Origin of the sequence: Phyllobacterium sp. 628 (assembly GCF_014189505.1) — a bacterium.
Lineage (GTDB): Bacteria > Pseudomonadota > Alphaproteobacteria > Rhizobiales > Rhizobiaceae > Phyllobacterium.
In genome coordinates this window covers 2,754,064-2,772,936 of sequence record NZ_CP050301.1, presented here as the reverse complement: position 1 = coordinate 2,772,936, position 18,873 = coordinate 2,754,064, and the positions used below count along the sequence as shown (strand labels likewise).

Genomic DNA, 18,873 nt, shown 5'->3' with positions numbered 1-18,873 from the left:
AGGCGCCTGTGCCTATGCCTGCCCGGCGATCGCGATTTAAGTTTGTTTGTGGTGCGCTTGCTTCCTTTCTTCTTCTCATTGTGGTGCTGGCCGGTGTGGCATTTGTGGTGCTGCGCGTCGGCATTGGCGGCGCGGCTCTGACCGACCGCGCCCAGACGGCGCTGAAGTCGGTTCTGGGACCCGATACGCAGGCAACAATCCAGTCGGTACAGATTTCCCTCGATCAGCGCAAACATGTCGCCCTTGAGGCGCGCAACGTCAATATTTCCGATGCCAAACGCGGCATCGATATCACCAATGTGCGTTCTGTGCGCATCGGGCTGGCAACCCTGCCGCTGCTGCAGGGCAATGTGCAGGTGCAGAACCTTGAGCTTGAAGGCGCGCAGATCAAGGTTGCGAGCCAGCAGCCATTCGATTTCATGGCGCTCGTTCCCAAGGATGATCGCGGTCTCGTCAATCTTGACGGTGTATCGCAACTGCTCTTCACCAGTCTTGAAAGCGCGGTTTCGCTGCTGGATCAACGCGAAACCCGCAATATCTCCATCGCCGATACGACCTTTGCCTTTACCATTGCCGGTCAGCCGCAAAGCCTGCGGATTGTCAATCTCGATCTGGTGGAGACCGGTGGTCCTGTCGCCATCAAAGGCTCGATTGAGTGGCAGGGCAAGGTGGTCGATGTCTCGGCACAGGTGAAACGCTCCGCTATCGGCGCGAAGATCGATTCGTTCTCGATGGCGATCAGCAAAATTCCACTTATCGGAACGCACGGGAATGCACCCGTTCCCGATGCCGATGGGATCAAGCCAGACACATCCTATTTCGCTTACAACAATCTGGGTGAAATCAACCTTGGCGGCACCGCTGGTGCAGCGACGGTACCGATGCGGGTCTGGGGTTCGGTCAATATTGGCGAAGGTCCCATCAGTATCGGCAATGTCGAGAATATGGGCGTGGGCACCCAGATCAATTTTGAACATGTGTTCGGCAGCGAGAAAATTGAACTGACGCCGTCGGCCATTCATTTGGGCGGCATCAAGGGCGTGGTCGAGGGTGCAATCGGCCCCGAACCGTTGCCCACGGATGGTTCGACGCCGGAAAATCCCGGATATCGCTTTGAACTGATAACCCGGGAAGCCAGTTCGGCACCGCAGGATTCAACCGAGCCGCCATTGCTGTTCAACGCTCGGCTTGCCGGACGGTTTGAACCGGCACAGAACAAGCTGGACGTTTCCGAGATTTCCGTGCGCGGCAATGGTGAAAGCGAGCTTTACGGGCAGGCCGGTCTGGTCTTCGGCAAGGGCTCCCCGGCAATAACACTGGCATTGCGCGTTCCCAAAATGCCTGCCGCCCATGTCAAACAGCTGTGGCCGATCTGGGTGGCGACCGGTGCACGCCGCTGGGTTCTCGACAATCTTTTCGGCGGCGATGTGAAAGACAGCCGGATCGACGTGATCTTCCCGGCTGGCCGGTTTGATGGACCCGACAAGCCTGCACCTTTGACTGCTGATGAAGTGCAGGTCGATTTTGCCATTCAGGGTACACGTTTTGATATTGTCGGTGATCTGCCGCCGATCCGTGATGCGGATGGTACGATCAATGTGCGCGGCGCCTATACAACCGTCAAACTGCAGAAGGGCTCGGCATTCACGCCGGGTAATCGCGAAGCAAAGATTGTTGACGGCACGCTGATTATTCCGTGGGGACCGCAGCGTCCGGTGCTTTCGGAGCTTGATCTTAATATTGCAGGTGATGCATCAGCCATTGCCGAGATTGCCGGTTTCAAGCCGATCAACGCGGTGAAAGGCGTGCCATTTGTGCCGGAAGACATTAGCGGCGATGTGAAGACCCATGTTCTTGTGACTTTTCCGGTCACCCGGCACGCGCCGGAAGGCAGCCTGCAATGGTCGGCATCGCTTGATCTGGCGAATGTGGATCTCGCCAAGAAGATCGACGGCCAGACGATCACCAATGCCAACGGCACCCTTAACGTTAATGACACCGAGGCGAATATCGACGTCAAGGCGCTGCTGAACGGCGTTCCGGCAGATATAACCATGTTTGAGCCGCTGGGCAGCAATACGGCCAAGCGCAGCCAGTCCGTGAAGCTGGCGCTGGATGACAAGACGCGCAACATCCTGTTTCCAAGCCTCAACCCTTATATTTCAGGACCTATTACCGTTGATATCGACAAGGCCGCAGACGGATCGCAGATTGCCACGGCGGACTTGACAAAAGCCGAAGTTAAACTGGCACAGCTGGGCTGGACCAAGGGAGCCGGTGTGAAGGCAAGTGCCAAGTTCGGATTGCAGCAGGACAATGACAACCTCAATATCCGTAATCTTGACGTATCAGGCGATACGTTCCGTTTGCGCGGTGACATATCCGTGGCCAAAGGCGATCTTGTAACGGCTGATTTCAGTCAGGTGAGCCTCAATCGCAGTGATGATATCGCCGTCAAGGTAACCCGCACCGGGTACGGCTACAGGGCTGACGTGAAAGGCAAATCGTTCGATGCCCGGCCATTGCTCAACCAGATTACCGACAAGAAGCAGGGTGGTGGGGACACTGGCGACAAGAAACGTATTCTGCTCAATGCCGATATCGATCAGGTGCAGGGCTTTTATTCCGAGAGCTTTGGCAATGTATCCTTGTCCTATGAGGGCGTTGGCTCCAATGTGTCCGGGCTGGCCTTCAATGCCGTGACAAAGACCGGGCAGAAGGTGATTGCAACGGACAGTTCAGAAAGCGGTGCACGGTCGGTCAGTCTCCAATCAAAAGATGCCGGTGCCGTGCTGCGCTTTACCGGTTTCTACGACAAAATGCAGGGTGGCAGCATTGCTGTGACGCTGGATTCCAAGGGTGATGGTCCGCTGCGCGGCCAGATCGATGCGCGCGAGTTCACCCTGGTCAATGAACCAAGGCTGGCCAGCCTCGTTTCATCGTCGTCCAATGGAACCAGTTTGAATGATGCGGTCAAAAAGAACATCGATGTTTCGGTGGTGACCTTCGATCGCGGCTTCTCGCAGATTGAAAAGGGCAAGAATTACATCAATCTCGCCAATGGTGTCGTGCGTGGCTCGACCATCGGTACCACCTTTCAAGGTGTGCTCAGCGATCCCCAGGGCAATATGGCGCTTACCGGCACGTTCATGCCTGCCTATGGTATCAACAGCATTTTCAGTGATCTGCCGGTGTTGGGGCTTTTGCTCGGCAATGGCCGGGATCGCGGCGTGATTGGCATTACCTACAAACTGCAGGGACCGATCAAGCAGCCGCAGATCATCGTGAACCCGATATCGGTGATTGCACCCGGTATTTTCCGGTCGATTTTCGAATTTCAGTGAGAGTGCAACTTTTATCTCCCCCCTTGTGGGGGAGAAAGCGATTTCAGCATCTTAGCCTCTTGGCTAAGTGCTAGAAATCGCAAGAGAGGGGATTTGCAAATCGCAAGCTACCCCCTCACTTGGATTTTCTAAAGATTTAGCAAAGAGGCTAAATCCAAGAAAATCCGTTCTCTCCCGCAAGGGGAGAGAAAACCGGGGTTGGGCGTCCTAAATTAAACCGGGCGAACCAGAATGTGCTTCTTCTTGCCCAGTGACAGCTTGATCACACCGTCGGCCGTCACTTCTCCCGTGCCAATTTGAGCCTTTTCATCGGAAATGCTGGCATCGTTGATACGCACCGCGCCACCCTGAACATGGCGGCGGGCTTCGCCGTTGGATGCGGCAAGGCCAGCCTTGACGAGAAGCGTCAGAATGCCGACGCCGCCATCGAGTTCGCCGGCAGGAATATCGATGGAGGGCAGGTTGGCTGCCAAAGCGCCTTCCTCGAAGGTTGTGCGGGCGGTTTCAGCAGACTGCAAGGCAGCCTCGCGGCCGTGCACGATGGCGGTGGCTTCCGTTGCCAGAACCTTCTTGGCCTCATTGATCTCTGACCCGCCAAGCGCTTCCAGCCGGGCGATTTCATCGAGTGGCAGGCGCGTGAAAATTTTCAGGAAGCGGCCAACGTCGGCATCTTCCGTATTGCGCCAGTACTGCCAAAAATCGTAGGGGCTGAAGACGTCTTCATTCAGCCAGACCGCGCCGGTGGCGGATTTGCCCATTTTTGCGCCCGAGCTGGTGGTCAGCAATGGTGTGGTCAGAGCATAGAGCTGCTGTGTGCCCATGCGGTGGCCGAGATCGACACCATTGATGATGTTGCCCCACTGGTCCGAGCCACCCATCTGCAGCACGCAGCCGTGACGGCGGCTGAGTTCGACAAAATCATAGCCTTGCATGATCATGTAGTTGAATTCGAGGAACGACAAAGACTGCTCGCGGTCAAGCCGCAGCTTCACGCTGTCGAAGGACAGCATGCGGTTGACCGAGAAGTGCCGTCCGACATCACGCAGGAAGTCCACATAGCCAAGCCCCATCAGCCAATCGGCATTGTTGACGATAAAAGCATCGGTCGGACCTTCGCCAAAACGCAGGATGCGGGCGAAAATGCGCTTGATACCTTCGATATTGGTGGCAATGGCTTCGGGCGTCAGCAATTTGCGCTGTTCATCGCGGAAAGAGGGATCTCCGACCATCGATGTGCCGCCGCCCATCAACACGATCGGACGGTGCCCGGTTTCCTGCAGCCAATACAGCATGGTCACGGAAATCAGATTGCCGATATGCAAACTTGTGGCCGTCGCATCATAGCCGACATATGCCGTCACAATCTCCTTGGCGAAAAGCGCATCCAGACCTGACTCGTCAGAGACCTGATGGATGAAGCCGCGCGTGGAAAGCGTGTGCAGAAAGTCGGATTTGAAGGCAGACATGGGGTTTTCCTGAGACTTTTACCTGATTGGGATGGACGGGCACGAAGAACGTGCCGAACAAGACGTGGCCGTTTAACATCATTCGGGACCGAATCACAAGAAAGGCTGTGGCGTGGCAGTGACGAGACGGGCAATTGGCCTGATGAGCGGAACATCGATGGATGGTATAGACATTGCTCTCATCGAAACCGATGGCGTGAACAAGGTTCAGCGTGGACCATCCGGGTTTGTCGCCTATGAGACTGCTTTCCGCCGCCAGATCGAGGCCGGACTTGAGGATGCCAAGGCCATTCGCGTCCGGAGCGAACGGCCCGGCAATCTCGCTGCGATCGAACAGGAGTTGAGCCGGAGGCATGGTGCCGCCGTGCTCGGCTTTCTATCGGACTATAAAATAAGCCCGGATAGCATTGATATTATTGGGTTTCATGGCCAGACAGTGCTGCACCGGCCGCAAGAACACCTGACTGTGCAACTCGGTGACGGCAAGCTGCTGGCGGAACTGACCGGCATTCCCGTTGTCTATGACATGCGTGCCAATGATATGGTGCATGGCGGGCAAGGCGCACCACTGGTTCCCGCCTATCATCAGGCACTTGCTACACGCGTTCCGATGGAACTTGGCAAAGGCAAACCGGTGGTGTTCGTCAATATTGGCGGTATCTCCAATGTTACTATTATTTCAGGGCAAACCGATCCGATTGCCTTCGATACGGGGCCGGGCAACACGCTGATTGATCAATGGGTCTCGGATAGAGCAGGAATCGCCTATGACGCGGGTGGAACGATTGCCAGCGAAGGCCAGGTGATTGTCAGTACTGTTGCCCGGTACTTGGCAAAGCCGTTCTTTGACCTGCAGCCGCCGAAATCGCTCGACCGCAATGATTTCACGCTTGAGGACCTTGGCAATCCGGAACTGGCAGACGGCGCACGTACGCTGGCCAAGGTAACCGCCGACGCGATCCTTAAAGCCAGCGCCTATGCGCCCGATAAGCCGTCGCTGTGGGTGATCTGTGGCGGCGGGCGCAAGAACGCGACCATCATGGCCGATCTTGCCGAGGGTGCGGGCAAGGCAGATGCCGCAGTTATTGCAGCAGAAGAGCTGGGATTGAATGGCGATTCGATGGAGGCCGAAGCCTGGGCCTATCTCGCTGTACGGGCACTGGATGGGCTGCCGCTGACATATCCGACTACGACGGGATGCGATGTGGCGGTTACCGGTGGTGTCGTGGTGGGTAAGGGTATTTAATTGGAGGTTAGCAGGAGCACTGTGCGTGGTTCGCCCTTCGACAAGCTCTGGAGCTCACCATGAGGGAGAGTGAGGATTGCAGGGAGCTAGTTCTGCAACTGCGCATGAGCTCAAAAGCTGCCGATTAACCGTGCAGTGCTTTATTTTCCCTCATGGTGAGCCTGTCGAACCACGCAGATTGTTGATGCTAATCTTTTCAAAGAGCACCCCTTAGCTGTAATCCAATTTCAGCTCCGCGACTTTTTTGACGAATTTTAACCACCTTTCAAACCCCATCCGTCAAAAATGTAAGGCCCTCGGCAATCCACCACCTCAGATGCCCAAAAATCACCCTCGCTAATACCTTCAATTTTAATAAAATTTTTTGAAATTAACCTTAACTAACGGTTTACGTTGCGCATAAACTCTTAGCAGATATCAATGTGATTCGAAAATACCTCGTGATTTCACGGGGTTACACAGTCCACTTTGCTCTTCCCCGCTAGGAGAAATGAATGCGCAGCTTCCTGATATTCTGGGCGGGCCCGTTGAGCTTTTTGTGGGGATGGTACTTTTTGTCGTATTACGACCTGAGTGGCGGCATGTATTTCTTCAGCCGCGAAATGCACGATCTGGTCTTCAATATTTACGGAAATATCCTTGGAATCGCACCCGAGAGCATTCCGCCGCTGGTGGCGCGGGCATGCATCGTTGATACCGGCCTGGTGTTCGCCTTGATCGCCTTCCGCCGCCGTAAAAAGATCATCGCGTGGGTCAAGGTCTGGCGAGCAAACCGTGTTGCTGCTGCCGCAAACGCCGCGACCGCCTATTCGAAGGAGTTGCCGTCCGCGTCGGTTTCCTGACGCAGGCTTTGCAACCGGTCCAATGCCCCTTGCAGGATGAAAGCGGCCGCAGCGGAATCAATCCGCTCGGCCCTTTTTTGCCGTGATACGTCCATACCGATCAGCACGCGTTCCGCCGCAACCGTTGACAGGCGTTCATCCCAATAGATGAAGGGCAGGTCCGTCAGCTTTTCCATGTTACGTACAAAGGCGCGGGTTGCCTGTACGCGCGGACCTTCGCTGCCGTCCATGTTGATGGGCAGCCCAATGACAATTGCGCCGACGTTGTCGGTTTTCAGAGCCTTCAAAAGATCCTGCGCGTCATGGGTAAATTTGCTGCGCCTGAGAACAGTGCGTGGATTGGCGAAAGAGAATCCACGGTCGGAAATGGCAATGCCGATGGTTTTTGTTCCAAGATCAAGCCCTGCGACGGTCTGTCCATCGGCTACATGTTCTTCCAGCTGGTCGATTGTCAGAACAGTCAATTGCTTGTTATCCACCTTAATTGGCCTGTAAAAGGCCGCTCTAATCTGCAACGACTGTCACATAGCTGCAATAGATGGTTGTGGCGAGCATGAATGAAGGGAAAGCGTCATGAAAATTACCTGGCTGGGCCATTCGGCGTTTCGTATTGAAACCGCCAAAAGCACGATTTTGATTGATCCATTTCTCAACGGCAATCCCGGCGCGCGTGGCGTGGATTTCAAGGAAGCGGCAAAGGGCGTAACGCATATCGTCCTGACCCATGGCCATGGCGACCATGTGGGTGACACGGCTGCCATCGCCAAGGATACGGGCGCGGTGGTTATCGGCAATGCCGATCTGGTTACATGGCTCAACAATCGCGGTGTTGCGCGGGTTGATCCGACAAATACCGGAGGAACCGTATCGCATAACGGTTTTACTGTTACCTATGTCAACGCCCTGCATTCCTCGGCATTCATGACCGAAGACGGCATTTCCCATTCGCTGGGCTCGGCAAACGGTATCGTGCTGCATTTTGATGACGAGCCAACGGTTTATCACATGGGCGATACGGACATTTTTTCCGACATGGCGCTGATCAACGAACTGCATCAGCCGGAGATCGGTATCATCCCGATCGGTGACCGTTTTACCATGGGCGGGGCAGTGGCCGCGCTGGCGACCCAGCGCTATTTTAAATTCGCCAAGGCGATTCCCTGCCACTACGGCTCGTTCCCGATTATCGACCAGACTCCAGACAAGTTTGTCGCTGGTATGGATGGCAGCACGACAAAGGTCTTTATCGCCGGGACAAATGACCAGTTTACGGTTTGAGTTGGGATTGCTAAAGCCGTTGACACACACGTAGTCGTCACCACGACGATAGACTGAAGTATTGGAGGTATTGTGCGTAAACTATTCCTGATTTCCTGCGTTATGGCGTTATCCACGCCGGTTTTCGCACAAACGGTCGATACCAAAGGCGCTGACGAGCTCGCCAATACTTTGTCGAAATATTTTGGCAAGGCGGCGCTCAAGAACGGTATTCTCAAAGTTGCGCCGGAAACCGATGCTTATCGCATCACCTTCAGCACTGATGCTTTCCTCAAATCAATGCCCAAGCAGGATTACTTCAAGGGCAATTTTGGCGACTACAGCATTTTGACCAAACCGCTGGCTGACGGCACGTGGAACGTGACATCGGCAGCCATGCCAGCAGGCTCGTTTGAGGTTAATGCTCCGAAGGGACCTGAAAGCTTCCAGTGGTCCGTGGATGGCGGCAGCTGGACCGGGCTGTTCGATCCGAAGATCGGTACGTTTTCCAAGTCAAGTTTCGCTTACGACGCCTTCAAGATGACGGTTAAATCGCCGGAGCAGGATATAGATGCCAATGCAACGGCGGCAAAAGGCGAGATGATTGCATCGGCTGCCACCAGTGGTGGTGTCGATATCAACATGACGCAGTCGCTGGCGAACTTCAGTGAAACGATTCTGACAAAACTCCCGAACCTGACCGAACCTGCGGTGGAAGGTGAAACTGCAGCGCCTGCAGGCGAACCGATCAAAATCGCCTTGCGCAGCGGCGAACTTGGGACGACGGCCGAGGGCAAAGGTTTCCGCAATACCGAGTTTATGGACCTGTGGGCGTTCTTCATTGCTCATTCGGAAGAGAAGAAGCTGAAAAAGCCTGCTCAGGAGGAGCTGAAAAAGAAACTCTCGGCGGTTCTGCCGCTGTGGGACAAGCTCAAGGGTGAGTATCATTTCAAGGATTTCGCGGTTGAAACGCCATTGGGCAACTTTGCCGCGCAGAACATTTCACAGGATATGCAGTTCGATGGCATCAGCAAGAATGGCGCTTATCACTATGCCATTCGCAGCAATGGCCTGAAATATCCGGCGCTGCCGATCCCGGAATGGAGTGTTCCGTTCCTGCCGACCGATGTCGAACTGGCCGTCGGGACCGCAGGTGTTGATCTCGATACGGTGGTCAAGGGTGCGATCGAGGATATGGATCTCAATCGTGAGAAGGTTCTTTCCGAAGAATTTGAAACCAAGACTGCCGCCCAGTTCTTGATGGCACCGCCCAAGCTCGTCATTTCCAAGAGCCTCGTGCGCACCGCCGACGCTGAACTTACGGTCGAAGGCGAAATGACCTTTCCCGGTTTGAAGCCGGAAAGCCACACCACGTGGGAAATGGCCGGGTTTGACAAGGTTGTCGAACGCTTGAACAAGGCGGCGGAGAGCGACGAAGAGATCAAGAATTACGTCGTTTTCGTCAAGCTGGCCAAGGATTTCGGTACGGAAATCGATGGCGGGCGCATCCGCTGGGTTGTTGACCAGAAGGCTGATGGCTCGGTTGCAGTGAACGGCAATGCGGTCAAGGGCCCCGATCCTGTGGTTGAACCGGGCACTGACGATGCAACCGATACCGCCACGCCGGAAGGCGAGGACGAAGATCCGGATGCGGATGCCGGTGCAGGCGCTGCCAAACCGCAGTAAACGCCTCTTCCGCGCTGTCTTGTCCGTTGCGCTCAGGCGCAACGGACACTATAGCTGCATGATCAAAATTTGAATTCGGGAATCCCAATGTCTGTCGATATTTCCACCGTCAAACGCGTTGCGCGTCTTGCCCGTATTGCCGTGAGTGAGGACGATGCGGCGCGCATGACCGGCGAACTCAACACCATTCTTGGCTTTGTCGAGCAATTGAACGAAGTGAATGTCGATGGTGTTGAGCCAATGACATCGGTCACGCCGATGGCCATGAAAAAGCGCACGGACCTGGTGACCGATGGCAACAAGGCAGCGGATATTGTCGCCAATTCGCCGGTTACCGAAGATAATTTCTTCGTCGTTCCGAAAGTGGTGGAGTAATTCAGGCGATGACCATCACCGTCGCCATCGAAACCCCGTTGCAGGATGATGTTCGTGCGCTGGTCGATGCGCTGAACGAGCACCTGCTGCCGCTGTCGCCCGTCGAGTTCCAGTTCAAGATGAGCGTGGAAGAGATGGCCGGTGACGACACGACGGTGTTCATCGCACGTGACGAACATGGTCAGGCAGTCGGCTGCGGCGCCTTGAAGGAACATGAAGACGGCGTTGGCGAGGTCAAACGCATGTTTACCCTGCCATCGCTGCGCGGCAAACGTGTCGGCTCGCTTCTGCTTGATGCCGTTACGAAGCTGGCTGCAGAAAAGGGTATCACGCGCCTCGTGCTCGAAACCGGTGTAGGACCGGGATTTGATGCGGCGTGGCGGCTGTATGAGCGCTCCGGCTTCAATCGTTGCGGCGTGCTGCTTGATTACCCGGATTCAGAACATAGTGCATTTTACGAAAAGCGGCTTGCCTTCGCGCCAGCCCAATAAACAGGACTTGATATGACCGATCTGACCGCTCTCACCATTGCCGAGGCGCGCGACCAGCTGAAAGCCAAGGCGTTCACCGCCACGGAGCTGACCGGCGCATACCTGAAGGCGATCGAGACCGCGAATGAGGCGCTGAATGCCTATATCGTCACCACGCCGGACAAGGCGCTGGAGATGGCCAAGGCTTCGGATGCACGTCTGGCCGACGGCAAGGCAGGCGCACTGGAAGGTATTCCGCTTGGAATTAAAGACCTGTTCGGCACCGAAGGTGTTCACACGCAGGCCTGCTCGCACATCCTTGACGGCTTCAAGCCCAAATATGAATCGACGGTCACCTCGAATCTGTGGGCCGATGGCGCTGTCATGCTCGGCAAGCTCAACATGGATGAGTTCGCCATGGGCTCGTCCAACGAAAGCTCCTATTACGGCCCGGTGAAAAACCCGTGGCGCGCCAGCGGCTCCAATGCCGATCTGGTTCCGGGCGGCTCATCCGGTGGTTCAGCCGCTGCTGTTGCCGCGCATCTGTGCGCCGGTGCCACAGCAACCGATACGGGCGGCTCTATCCGCCAGCCCGCTGCCTTCACCGGCACAGTCGGCATCAAGCCAACCTATGGCCGCTGCTCGCGCTGGGGCATTGTCGCGTTCGCCTCGTCGCTCGATCAGGCCGGACCGATTGCCCGCGACGTGCGCGATGCGGCAATTCTTTTGAAGTCCATGGCTTCGGTCGATTCCAAGGATACGACCTCGGTCGATATCGCCGTGCCGGATTACGAATCCATCATCGGCAAGCCGCTGACCGGCCTCAAGATCGGTATCCCGAAGGAATACCGTGTCGACGGCATGCCGGAAGAGATCGAAAAGCTCTGGCAGCAGGGCATTGCCTGGCTGAAGGATGCCGGCGCATCCATCGTCGATATTTCCCTGCCGCACACCAAATATGCGCTGCCGGCCTATTACATCGTCGCGCCTGCCGAGGCATCGTCCAATCTCGCCCGCTATGACGGCGTGCGTTATGGCCTGCGCGTTCCGGGCAAGGATATTATCGACATGTACGAAAAGACCCGCGCGAGCGGGTTCGGCGATGAGGTCAAGCGCCGCATCATGATCGGCACTTATGTGCTGTCAGCCGGTTATTACGATGCTTACTATCTGCAGGCGCAGAAAGTGCGCACGCTGATCAAGAAGGATTTTGAGGACGTCTTCCATGCCGGCGTCGATGCAATCCTGACCCCGGCCACGCCATCGGCAGCGTTTGGTATTGCCGATCAGGACATGGCGGCCGATCCCGTCAAAATGTACCTGAACGACATTTTCACCGTTACCGTCAACATGGCGGGCCTGCCCGGCATTGCTGTTCCGGCAGGGTTGGACAGCCGCGGTCTGCCGCTTGGCTTGCAGCTGATTGGCCGTCCGTTCGATGAGGAAACCCTGTTCCAGACCGCCTATGTCATCGAACAGGCCGCAGGCAAGTTCAACGCCCCGAAATGGTGGTAGTCAGGCCAGCCACGCAAGCCGACATCGCAGCCATCGCTGCGGTCGGCTCACGTGCCTGGGCTTCGAACATTTTCTCGTTCGAGCCGGAATTGCCCGGCATGCGTGTGCATGTCGAACGTGCCTTCCTGACCTTTGCTGAAGATTTCTACGGCAGCGTGCTTGTTGCCGAAGAGGATGGCAGCGTTGTTGGCTGGGGCGCACGCGACAAGGATGACGATTATATCTCGGACCTTTGGGTTGAGCCCTATGCGCAGGGGCAGGGCGTCGGCTCAGCTATCCTTGCAGCCCTGAAATCCGCCATTGCTGAAGCTGGTTACCCCAACGCCCGGCTGGAGGCTCATGCCCGCAATGTCGGTGCTATCCGCTTATATGAGCGGGGCGGCTTTGAAATTGTGCATCGAAGCCTGCAATGGTCCGAAAGTCTCGAGCGCGAGATTGAAAAGGTCAAAATGCAGGTCAAACTTATATAGGACGGCAATGTTTTTCTTTATTTCCAAGGTTTTCTGGTTTTTTGCTCAACCGTTGAATTTTTCCATTCTGTTGATGGCCGTCGCGTTCTTCGCAGTCTGGTTGTCATGGAAGCGCATTGCCATGACGGCGTCTGCCTGCGCCTTTCTCATCCTCGGTCTTGCCGCCTGGAGTTCTCTCGGCGCACTGCTGCTGCATCCGCTGGAGGACCGTTTTCAACGGCCATCACCAGCACCCTCGCATGTTGATGGCATTATCGTGCTTGGCGGCGGCTTTGAGGGCGGCGTCAATCTGGTGCGCGGCGGCTATGAGCTTAACGCCAGCGGTGACCGCTTTGTCGAGGCAGCAGTGCTGGCACGCAGCTATCCCGAAGCCAAGGTTGTGGTCACCGGTGGCGGCGGCACGCTGGTGCTCGAAGGCGAGGGCGATGGTGCCACGGCTCCCCGTCTGCTGACGGCTCTTGGCATTTCAGCTGACCGGCTCATCCTCGAAAATGAATCGCGCGATACCTATGAGAACGCGCAATTCACCAAAAAGCTTCTCGATATCAAACCCGGCGAAACATGGCTTCTGGTCACTTCGGCCTTTCATATGCCGCGTTCGGTGGGTCTGTTCCGCAAGGCCGGGTTCAACATCGTGCCGTGGCCAGCGGATTATCGCACCTCCGGCATCGAATATGCCGGACCGGCACAGGATAATCCGCTGGATTCCCTGCAGAACCTCACCATCGTCATTAAAGAATGGGTCGGGCTCTTTGCCTATTGGGCCACCGGCCGCACCGATGAACTGTTGCCTTCGCCATGATGAAACAGGTTGACGTTCTCATCATCGGCGCCGGTGCTGCGGGTATGATGTGCGCCGTGGAAGCGGGCAAGCGCGGCCGATCGGTGCTGATCGTTGATCATGCCGCAGCGCCGGGCGACAAAATTCGCATCTCCGGCGGCGGACGCTGCAATTTCACCAATCTCAACGCGGCTCCCCAGAACTACATCAGCAACAACCCGCATTTTTGCATCTCGGCCCTGCGTCGCTATACGCAGCGCCATTTCATCGCGCTCGTCGACCGTTATGGTATCGCCTGGCACGAAAAGACGCTGGGCCAGCTCTTTTGCGATGGATCGGCCAAACAGATCATTGATCTTCTTGTCACCGAGACGAAGCAGGCAGGCGTTGAATTGCGTCTGCGCACCGAGGTCGGTTCCATTGAGCGCGACGGCGATGGCTATGTGGTGTTGCTCGCGGGTGAACGCGTGCGTTGCACATCCTTGGTTGTGGCTTGCGGCGGCAAATCCATTCCCAAAATGGGTGCAACCGGTTTCGGCTATGACATTGCGAAACAGTTCGGGCTTGCGCTGACCGATATCCGCCCGGCGCTGGTGCCTTTGACCTTCGACGAAAACACGCTCGCGCCGCTCAAGCCTTTGTCAGGCATTGCCGTTGATGCGGTGGTCAGTCATGGCAAGACCAAGTTTGCCGAAGCCATGCTGTTCACCCATCGGGGTCTCAGTGGACCATCCATTCTGCAGATTTCGTCCTATTGGCGCGAAGGCGACACAATCAATGTTGCCATGCTGCCGGGAGCCAAGGTTCTTGACGCGCTGCGCGCCGCCCGCTCGCGCAATGGTAAGCAGGCATTGCAGACAGCCTTGTCTGAACTCCTGCCGAAGCGGCTGGCGCAGCTGATTGCCGAAAACAGCAAATTGCAGGGCCATCTTGCCGATATGTCCGACAAGCAATTGTTGACCGTAGAAAAGGCCATCAATGAATGGCAGGTCAAACCGGCAGGCTCCGAAGGCTACCGGACGGCCGAAGTGACACTCGGTGGCGTTGATACCGATGGCCTCGATCAAAAGACAATGGAGGCCAAGTCTGCCAAGGGGCTCTATTTCATCGGTGAGGTGGTCGATGTCACCGGCTGGCTCGGCGGCTACAATTTCCAATGGGCATGGTCATCCGGCTGGGTGGCCGGGCAGGCGGTTTAGATATCGTTCCAAGGTTTACCGGTTTGCGGGCAAACAGAAGGCACCTCTGTCATCTCCCCCTAGCGGGGGAGAAAGGATTTTCTTGGATTTAGCCTCTTCGCTAAATCCGTAGAAAATCCAAGAGAGGGGATCGCTCCGGTCAAAGCTCAACACATCCCCTCTCTGGCAATTTCTAGCACTTAGCCAAGAGGCTAAGATGCTGAAATCGCTTTCTCTCCCGCAAGGGGAGAGATAAGCCTGCATTGTTGTTTTGTGCGAAAACTCCCACCTTGCAGCCAATGCTTCTCCGTCATGGCAAGTTTCCTCATTTTGTTGAAGAACAAACCAGGCAGAATGCTGATGTCATCGAAAAGTAACTTGGCAAAATCCAACAACCATCTAGTCTAATTTTTGAAAATCCCTCCCTTGGAGCGTAAACGTGAGTGATGATCTGAACTGGCGGGTGGAGGAGGCCTGTTTTAATGGCTGGCCCTCGCCACGGCAAATTCTCCATGGCGGCTGGCTGATGCGCTTTTCCGGCGGTCCAACCCGCCGTACGAATTCGGTCAATCCCTTGCGTGGCCCGCGCGCGGAACCTGCGGCAACAATCGATGCTGCCGAAAAGCTTTACCGGTCACTCGGCAGCCGCATTGTTTTCCGCGTACCCACCATTGCCAATGAAATGGAAGAATTGCTCGTGGAGCGCGACTACCACTTTGAGGGGGGCAGCACGGTTCTGCTGTGTGACTTGAGCCTTTTTGATGCCAAGGAGCCGGCCGGGGATTTGTCCCGAGACATGACGCCATTCTGGGCGAAGGAAGGCCAGCGCATTGCCGCATGGTCTGACGAAGATCAGGCGATCTTTGTCGAAATGATCGGGTCAATTGTTGCGCCGAAAGCCTTTGCGTCAGTTACGATTGATGGCCGAATGGTCGCCAAAGCCTATGGTGTAATCAGCAATGGTCTTCTTGTGCTGGAATCCGTGGCGACAGATCCGGATTTTCGCAAACGCGGATATGGACAGCGTGCGGTTGGCGCCTTGCTGGAATGGGCAAAGATCGAGGGCGCAGAGGCTGCGTGTTTGCAGGTGATCACTGACAATCTTCCCGCGCGTGCACTTTATGCTTCACTGGGTTTTGGCCGCGAACTTCACAGTTATCATTATCGGATAAAGCCCTGAACTGGAAAACGCTCCTGACAACAAGCTGTCAGGAGGTGTCAGCTATAGACAACCGCAGTGATACATTTGGAGGGGATAATAATGGGTATTCTGGCAAGCTGCCATTGCGGCGCAATCAAGTTCGAAGTCAGTGAAGCACCGGCGACAGTGACAGCGTGCACATGTTCGTTCTGCTCAAAACGGGGTGCTTTGTGGGCATACTACACGCCGGATCAGGTGAAGCTGTCCGTCGATGCCTCTGCCGATGCGGTGTATGCTCGCAACGGCTTCAACAAGCACCATCATTGCAACGTTTGCGGATGTGGGACGTATTCGCAAGTTCCCAGCTGGGCAGATTACAAGCCTGATCTGGAACATCCGCGTATCTCGGTGAATACGCGGCTTTTCGATGATTTTGATCTGGCCGCCGTTCCCGTGGAAATCATTGACGGCAAGAATCTCTGGTAATGCCGTTAATCGAATTGCTTGATTGAGGGAATCCTGCTTCCCTGACGGGAACAGCGTGTTTGGGAAACGCGTTGTTCCAGTCAAACAGGGAGGTAAGGCCATGTGGATCAAACTGACCGACGTTAATGGCGACCATATCACAGTCAATTTCGCGCATGTCGTCTCGTTCAATCCGTACGGGACCGGAACCCATATCGTCACGATCACCGCTGGTCTGACGTTCTTTGTCAAAGAAACCATCGACGACATTCAAGCCAAGGTCGGCATCACGTCGAACTGAAGAGCTTCTCTGCATTCTTGTTTTCGTGACCTTATTTTTCTGCAGCCGAAGTGGCCGCAGGAGCGCGACTGTTTTTCTTGAGCTGTGTTGGCAAGCCAAATCCAAAAGCGCAGCAGTTCTTATGTGCGCGGCATAATCATTCACGCGTGCAAAAGGCTGCCTTGCCCGTTCAGGGCGAGGGCTTTCGGGGTTGGTTATCACTCGCCAAAGGTATGATTGCGCAGGGAATATTAACGCGTTACTATTGTTTCAAAGTGAAACACTCCTGTGATATTTACGGGTAGGGAACTTTTTTGCGATTTATTAGTTTTATTCAAACGAGAGTCAAAATCGGATACAAATAGTGATTTGTTAAATCGGTTGAATTTTCTTAATGTCACAATGCATCCGAAATACAGACGCATGCTGAACCAGGATTATTCTCTTTTTGAGAGTAGTTTAACTAGAGGTGTGAACAAATGCTAACAACAAACAAAGAAACGTCGCCGTCTGAAGTACGTGTCATGAAACTACCGAAGGTTGCTGTAAAGTCGGCTGCCGTCATCGCCAAGGCCGTCAAAATGGCCGAGCCCCGTGACAAGCGCACCATTTCGCAGATTCTTCGCGAGTCGAATGGCGGCTTCAGTTTCCGCCGTTAATTCTTTGTAATTGTTATGAATATCCCGCCTCAAAGCGGGATATTGTCGTGTTTCTTCCACGGATTTTCCAGATCCTTGTTGCGCAACATGCGCAGTGCCCTTGAGACCCGCTTGCGCGTGGAATGGGGAATAATCACTTCATCGATATAACCACGCTCCGCCGCCACGAATGGCGACAGGAAGCGATCTTCGTAACGCTTTGTATGGGCTGCGATTTTTTCCGCATCGCCTATATCTTTGCGATAGATGATCTCGACTGCGCCCTTGGCGCCCATCACCGCAATCTGGGCCGATGGCCAAGCATAATTGATATCGCCGCGCAGATGTTTCGATGCCATGACATCGTAGGCGCCGCCATAGGCTTTGCGCGTAATTATTGTGATCTTGGGAACAGTTGCTTCCGCATAGGCGAACAATAATTTGGCACCATGCTTGATCAGCCCGCCATATTCCTGCGCAGTACCTGGCAGAAAGCCCGGTACATCCACGAAAGTGACAATCGGGATATTGAAGCAATCGCAAAACCGGACAAACCGTGCGGCTTTGCGCGAGGCATCGCTGTCCAGAACGCCAGCCAGAACCATCGGCTGATTGCCAACAATACCGACGGTCCGGCCTTCGACCCGGCCAAAACCAACAACGATGTTTTTGGCAAAACTCTCCTGAATTTCGAAGAAATCGCCTTCATCGACCGTCTTTTTGATTAATTCCTTGATGTCATAGGGCTTGTTGGCATTGTCCGGAACCAATCTGTCCAGTGAATAGTCTGGCTCGTCGGTGCTCTGATAACATTCCACTTCAGGGATTTCGGCGGTATTCGATGCGGGCAGGAAGTCGATCAGCCGCCGCATCTGCAAAAGCGCGGCCACATCATTGTCGTAGGCACCGTCCGCAATTGACGATTTGGTCGTGTGGATCGATGCGCCGCCCAGCTGCTCCGCCGTAACCGTCTCATTTGTCACGGTTTTTACGACATCCGGCCCGGTTACGAACATGTAGGATGTATCGCGCACCATGAAGATGAAGTCCGTCATGGCAGGGGAGTAGACGTCGCCGCCCGCGCATGGTCCCATGATCACGGATATCTGTGGAATGACGCCGGAGGCAAGCACGTTGCGCTGGAAAATCTCGGCATAGCCGCCGAGCGCCGCCACGCCTTCCTGGATACGCGCGCCGCCGGCATCGTACAGGCCAATGACCGGCGCGCGGTTGCGCAGCGCCATATCCTGAATTTTCTGGACTTTTTCCGCGTGTGCTTCCGACAATGAACCGCCGAACACGGTGAAATCCTTGGCAAACACAAAAACCGTACGACCGTTGATCGTTCCCCAACCGGTCACGACACCGTCGCCGGCAAATTTTGTCTCTTCCATGCCAAAGTCAGTCGATCGATGCTCAACGAACATGTCGAACTCTTCAAACGAGCCTTCATCGAGGAAAATATCGATACGCTCGCGCGCCGTCAGTTTGCCGCGTTTGTGCTGGGCTTCGATCCGCGTCTTGCCACCGCCTTCGCGCGCAACGGTTCTGCGGCGCTCGAGCTCGATCAGCACATCCTTCATGGCATCCTCCTCATTTTGTCATTCCTGATATCAGGACAAAGAGGCGGGTGAAAGCCGTTTGTCAGCGATATCAAGTGCTGGCTTGAACGATATTTCATTGGGATTATTGCTAAATTGGTCAAAGTCGAGCTAAGCA

The 18,873-nt window shown here is 55.2% G+C and carries 18 protein-coding genes; 15 read left to right on the top strand and 3 right to left on the bottom strand.

Translation table 11 applies throughout. The annotated features are described in order from the left end of the window. Positions 1-14: 14 nt before the first annotated feature. A complete protein-coding gene (locus HB779_RS15270; protein ID WP_188343164.1) occupies positions 15-3,344 on the top strand; it encodes a DUF3971 domain-containing protein in 3,330 nt (1,109 codons plus the stop codon). Between the two features lie 212 nt (positions 3,345-3,556). Here the strand turns inward: HB779_RS15270 and tyrS are convergent, their stop codons facing one another. Continuing rightward, entirely contained in the window at positions 3,557-4,810 is a 1,254-nt protein-coding gene (tyrS, locus tag HB779_RS15265) for a tyrosine--tRNA ligase (protein ID WP_188343163.1), read from the bottom strand. Positions 4,811-4,922: 112 nt separating this feature from the next. Here tyrS and HB779_RS15260 point away from each other — a divergent pair, with 112 nt between their 5' ends. Together HB779_RS15260 and HB779_RS15255 are read left to right on the top strand one after the other, a co-directional pair. Beyond that, complete coding sequence (locus tag HB779_RS15260; RefSeq protein ID WP_188343162.1) at positions 4,923-6,056, top strand: anhydro-N-acetylmuramic acid kinase; 1,134 nt, start codon at positions 4,923-4,925, stop codon at positions 6,054-6,056. 494 nt (positions 6,057-6,550) lie between these two features. Further along, positions 6,551-6,898 carry a DUF6105 family protein gene (locus HB779_RS15255; RefSeq protein WP_188343161.1) on the top strand — a complete coding sequence of 116 codons (348 nt, stop codon included), beginning with the start codon at positions 6,551-6,553 and terminating at the stop codon, positions 6,896-6,898. Here HB779_RS15255 and ruvX read toward each other — a convergent pair. Continuing rightward, the gene (gene ruvX / locus HB779_RS15250) at positions 6,862-7,362 is read right to left on the bottom strand and encodes a Holliday junction resolvase RuvX (protein WP_188343160.1); all 501 of its coding nucleotides are present in this window, start codon (positions 7,360-7,362) and stop codon (positions 6,862-6,864) included. The two genes, HB779_RS15255 and ruvX, sit on opposite strands and share 37 nt — an antisense overlap. A gap of 109 nt (positions 7,363-7,471) precedes the next feature. On the opposite strand from ruvX, the gene HB779_RS15245 reads away from it, so the two are divergent. The 12 genes from HB779_RS15245 to HB779_RS25610 all read left to right on the top strand — a co-directional run bounded on the left by HB779_RS15245 (position 7,472) and on the right by HB779_RS25610 (position 17,175). Beyond that, positions 7,472-8,176, top strand: coding sequence for a metal-dependent hydrolase (locus tag HB779_RS15245; RefSeq protein WP_188343159.1), 705 nt, complete (start codon positions 7,472-7,474; stop codon positions 8,174-8,176). Positions 8,177-8,248: 72 nt separating this feature from the next. Beyond that, the gene (locus HB779_RS15240) at positions 8,249-9,841 is read left to right on the top strand and encodes a hypothetical protein (RefSeq protein ID WP_188343158.1); all 1,593 of its coding nucleotides are present in this window, start codon (positions 8,249-8,251) and stop codon (positions 9,839-9,841) included. Between the two features lie 87 nt (positions 9,842-9,928). After that, positions 9,929-10,216: an Asp-tRNA(Asn)/Glu-tRNA(Gln) amidotransferase subunit GatC gene (gene gatC, locus HB779_RS15235; RefSeq protein ID WP_188343157.1), complete on the top strand. Its 288-nt coding sequence runs from the start codon at positions 9,929-9,931 to the stop codon at positions 10,214-10,216. Between the two features lie 8 nt (positions 10,217-10,224). Further along, positions 10,225-10,707, top strand: a complete 483-nt coding sequence (locus HB779_RS15230; protein WP_188343156.1) for a GNAT family N-acetyltransferase — start codon at positions 10,225-10,227, stop codon at positions 10,705-10,707. A gap of 12 nt (positions 10,708-10,719) precedes the next feature. Further along, entirely contained in the window at positions 10,720-12,201 is a 1,482-nt protein-coding gene (gene gatA / locus HB779_RS15225; RefSeq protein ID WP_188343155.1) for an Asp-tRNA(Asn)/Glu-tRNA(Gln) amidotransferase subunit GatA, read from the top strand. Further along, positions 12,192-12,671, top strand: coding sequence for a GNAT family N-acetyltransferase (locus tag HB779_RS15220; RefSeq protein ID WP_188343154.1), 480 nt, complete (start codon positions 12,192-12,194; stop codon positions 12,669-12,671). The genes gatA and HB779_RS15220 overlap by 10 nt, the downstream gene beginning before the upstream one ends. 7 nt (positions 12,672-12,678) lie before the next feature. Beyond that, a complete protein-coding gene (locus tag HB779_RS15215) occupies positions 12,679-13,473 on the top strand; it encodes a YdcF family protein (protein ID WP_188343153.1) in 795 nt (264 codons plus the stop codon). After that, positions 13,473-14,651 carry an NAD(P)/FAD-dependent oxidoreductase gene (locus HB779_RS15210; protein WP_188345948.1) on the top strand — a complete coding sequence of 393 codons (1,179 nt, stop codon included), beginning with the start codon at positions 13,473-13,475 and terminating at the stop codon, positions 14,649-14,651. Before HB779_RS15215 ends, HB779_RS15210 begins: the two co-directional genes overlap by 1 nt. A gap of 418 nt (positions 14,652-15,069) precedes the next feature. After that, entirely contained in the window at positions 15,070-15,810 is a 741-nt protein-coding gene (locus HB779_RS15205) for a GNAT family N-acetyltransferase (RefSeq protein WP_244642378.1), read from the top strand. Between the two features lie 81 nt (positions 15,811-15,891). Continuing rightward, positions 15,892-16,257 carry a GFA family protein gene (locus tag HB779_RS15200; protein ID WP_188343152.1) on the top strand — a complete coding sequence of 122 codons (366 nt, stop codon included), beginning with the start codon at positions 15,892-15,894 and terminating at the stop codon, positions 16,255-16,257. Positions 16,258-16,357: 100 nt separating this feature from the next. Next, entirely contained in the window at positions 16,358-16,537 is a 180-nt protein-coding gene (locus tag HB779_RS15195; protein ID WP_188343151.1) for a hypothetical protein, read from the top strand. Between the two features lie 503 nt (positions 16,538-17,040). Then, on the top strand, positions 17,041-17,175 hold the full coding sequence (locus HB779_RS25610; protein WP_256440603.1) for a hypothetical protein: 135 nt from the start codon (positions 17,041-17,043) through the stop codon (positions 17,173-17,175). A 29-nt stretch (positions 17,176-17,204) separates the two neighbouring features. On the opposite strand, the gene HB779_RS15190 is transcribed toward HB779_RS25610, so the two are convergent. Then, the gene (locus tag HB779_RS15190; protein WP_188343150.1) at positions 17,205-18,737 is read right to left on the bottom strand and encodes an acyl-CoA carboxylase subunit beta; all 1,533 of its coding nucleotides are present in this window, start codon (positions 18,735-18,737) and stop codon (positions 17,205-17,207) included. Between the last annotated feature and the right edge of the window lie 136 nt (positions 18,738-18,873).

Coding starts and splice junctions, on each gene's coding strand:
- HB779_RS15270 (WP_188343164.1), top strand. CDS start 15: ATGCCTGCCCGGCGATCGCGATTTAAGTTTGTTTGTGGTGCGCTTGCT.
- tyrS (WP_188343163.1), bottom strand. CDS start 4,810: ATGTCTGCCTTCAAATCCGACTTTCTGCACACGCTTTCCACGCGCGGC.
- HB779_RS15255 (WP_188343161.1), top strand. CDS start 6,551: ATGCGCAGCTTCCTGATATTCTGGGCGGGCCCGTTGAGCTTTTTGTGG.
- HB779_RS15245 (WP_188343159.1), top strand. CDS start 7,472: ATGAAAATTACCTGGCTGGGCCATTCGGCGTTTCGTATTGAAACCGCC.
- gatC (WP_188343157.1), top strand. CDS start 9,929: ATGTCTGTCGATATTTCCACCGTCAAACGCGTTGCGCGTCTTGCCCGT.
- HB779_RS15230 (WP_188343156.1), top strand. CDS start 10,225: ATGACCATCACCGTCGCCATCGAAACCCCGTTGCAGGATGATGTTCGT.
- gatA (WP_188343155.1), top strand. CDS start 10,720: ATGACCGATCTGACCGCTCTCACCATTGCCGAGGCGCGCGACCAGCTG.
- HB779_RS15220 (WP_188343154.1), top strand. CDS start 12,192: ATGGTGGTAGTCAGGCCAGCCACGCAAGCCGACATCGCAGCCATCGCT.
- HB779_RS15215 (WP_188343153.1), top strand. CDS start 12,679: ATGTTTTTCTTTATTTCCAAGGTTTTCTGGTTTTTTGCTCAACCGTTG.
- HB779_RS15210 (WP_188345948.1), top strand. CDS start 13,473: ATGAAACAGGTTGACGTTCTCATCATCGGCGCCGGTGCTGCGGGTATG.
- HB779_RS15200 (WP_188343152.1), top strand. CDS start 15,892: ATGGGTATTCTGGCAAGCTGCCATTGCGGCGCAATCAAGTTCGAAGTC.
- HB779_RS15195 (WP_188343151.1), top strand. CDS start 16,358: ATGTGGATCAAACTGACCGACGTTAATGGCGACCATATCACAGTCAAT.
- HB779_RS25610 (WP_256440603.1), top strand. CDS start 17,041: ATGAAACTACCGAAGGTTGCTGTAAAGTCGGCTGCCGTCATCGCCAAG.
- HB779_RS15190 (WP_188343150.1), bottom strand. CDS start 18,737: ATGAAGGATGTGCTGATCGAGCTCGAGCGCCGCAGAACCGTTGCGCGC.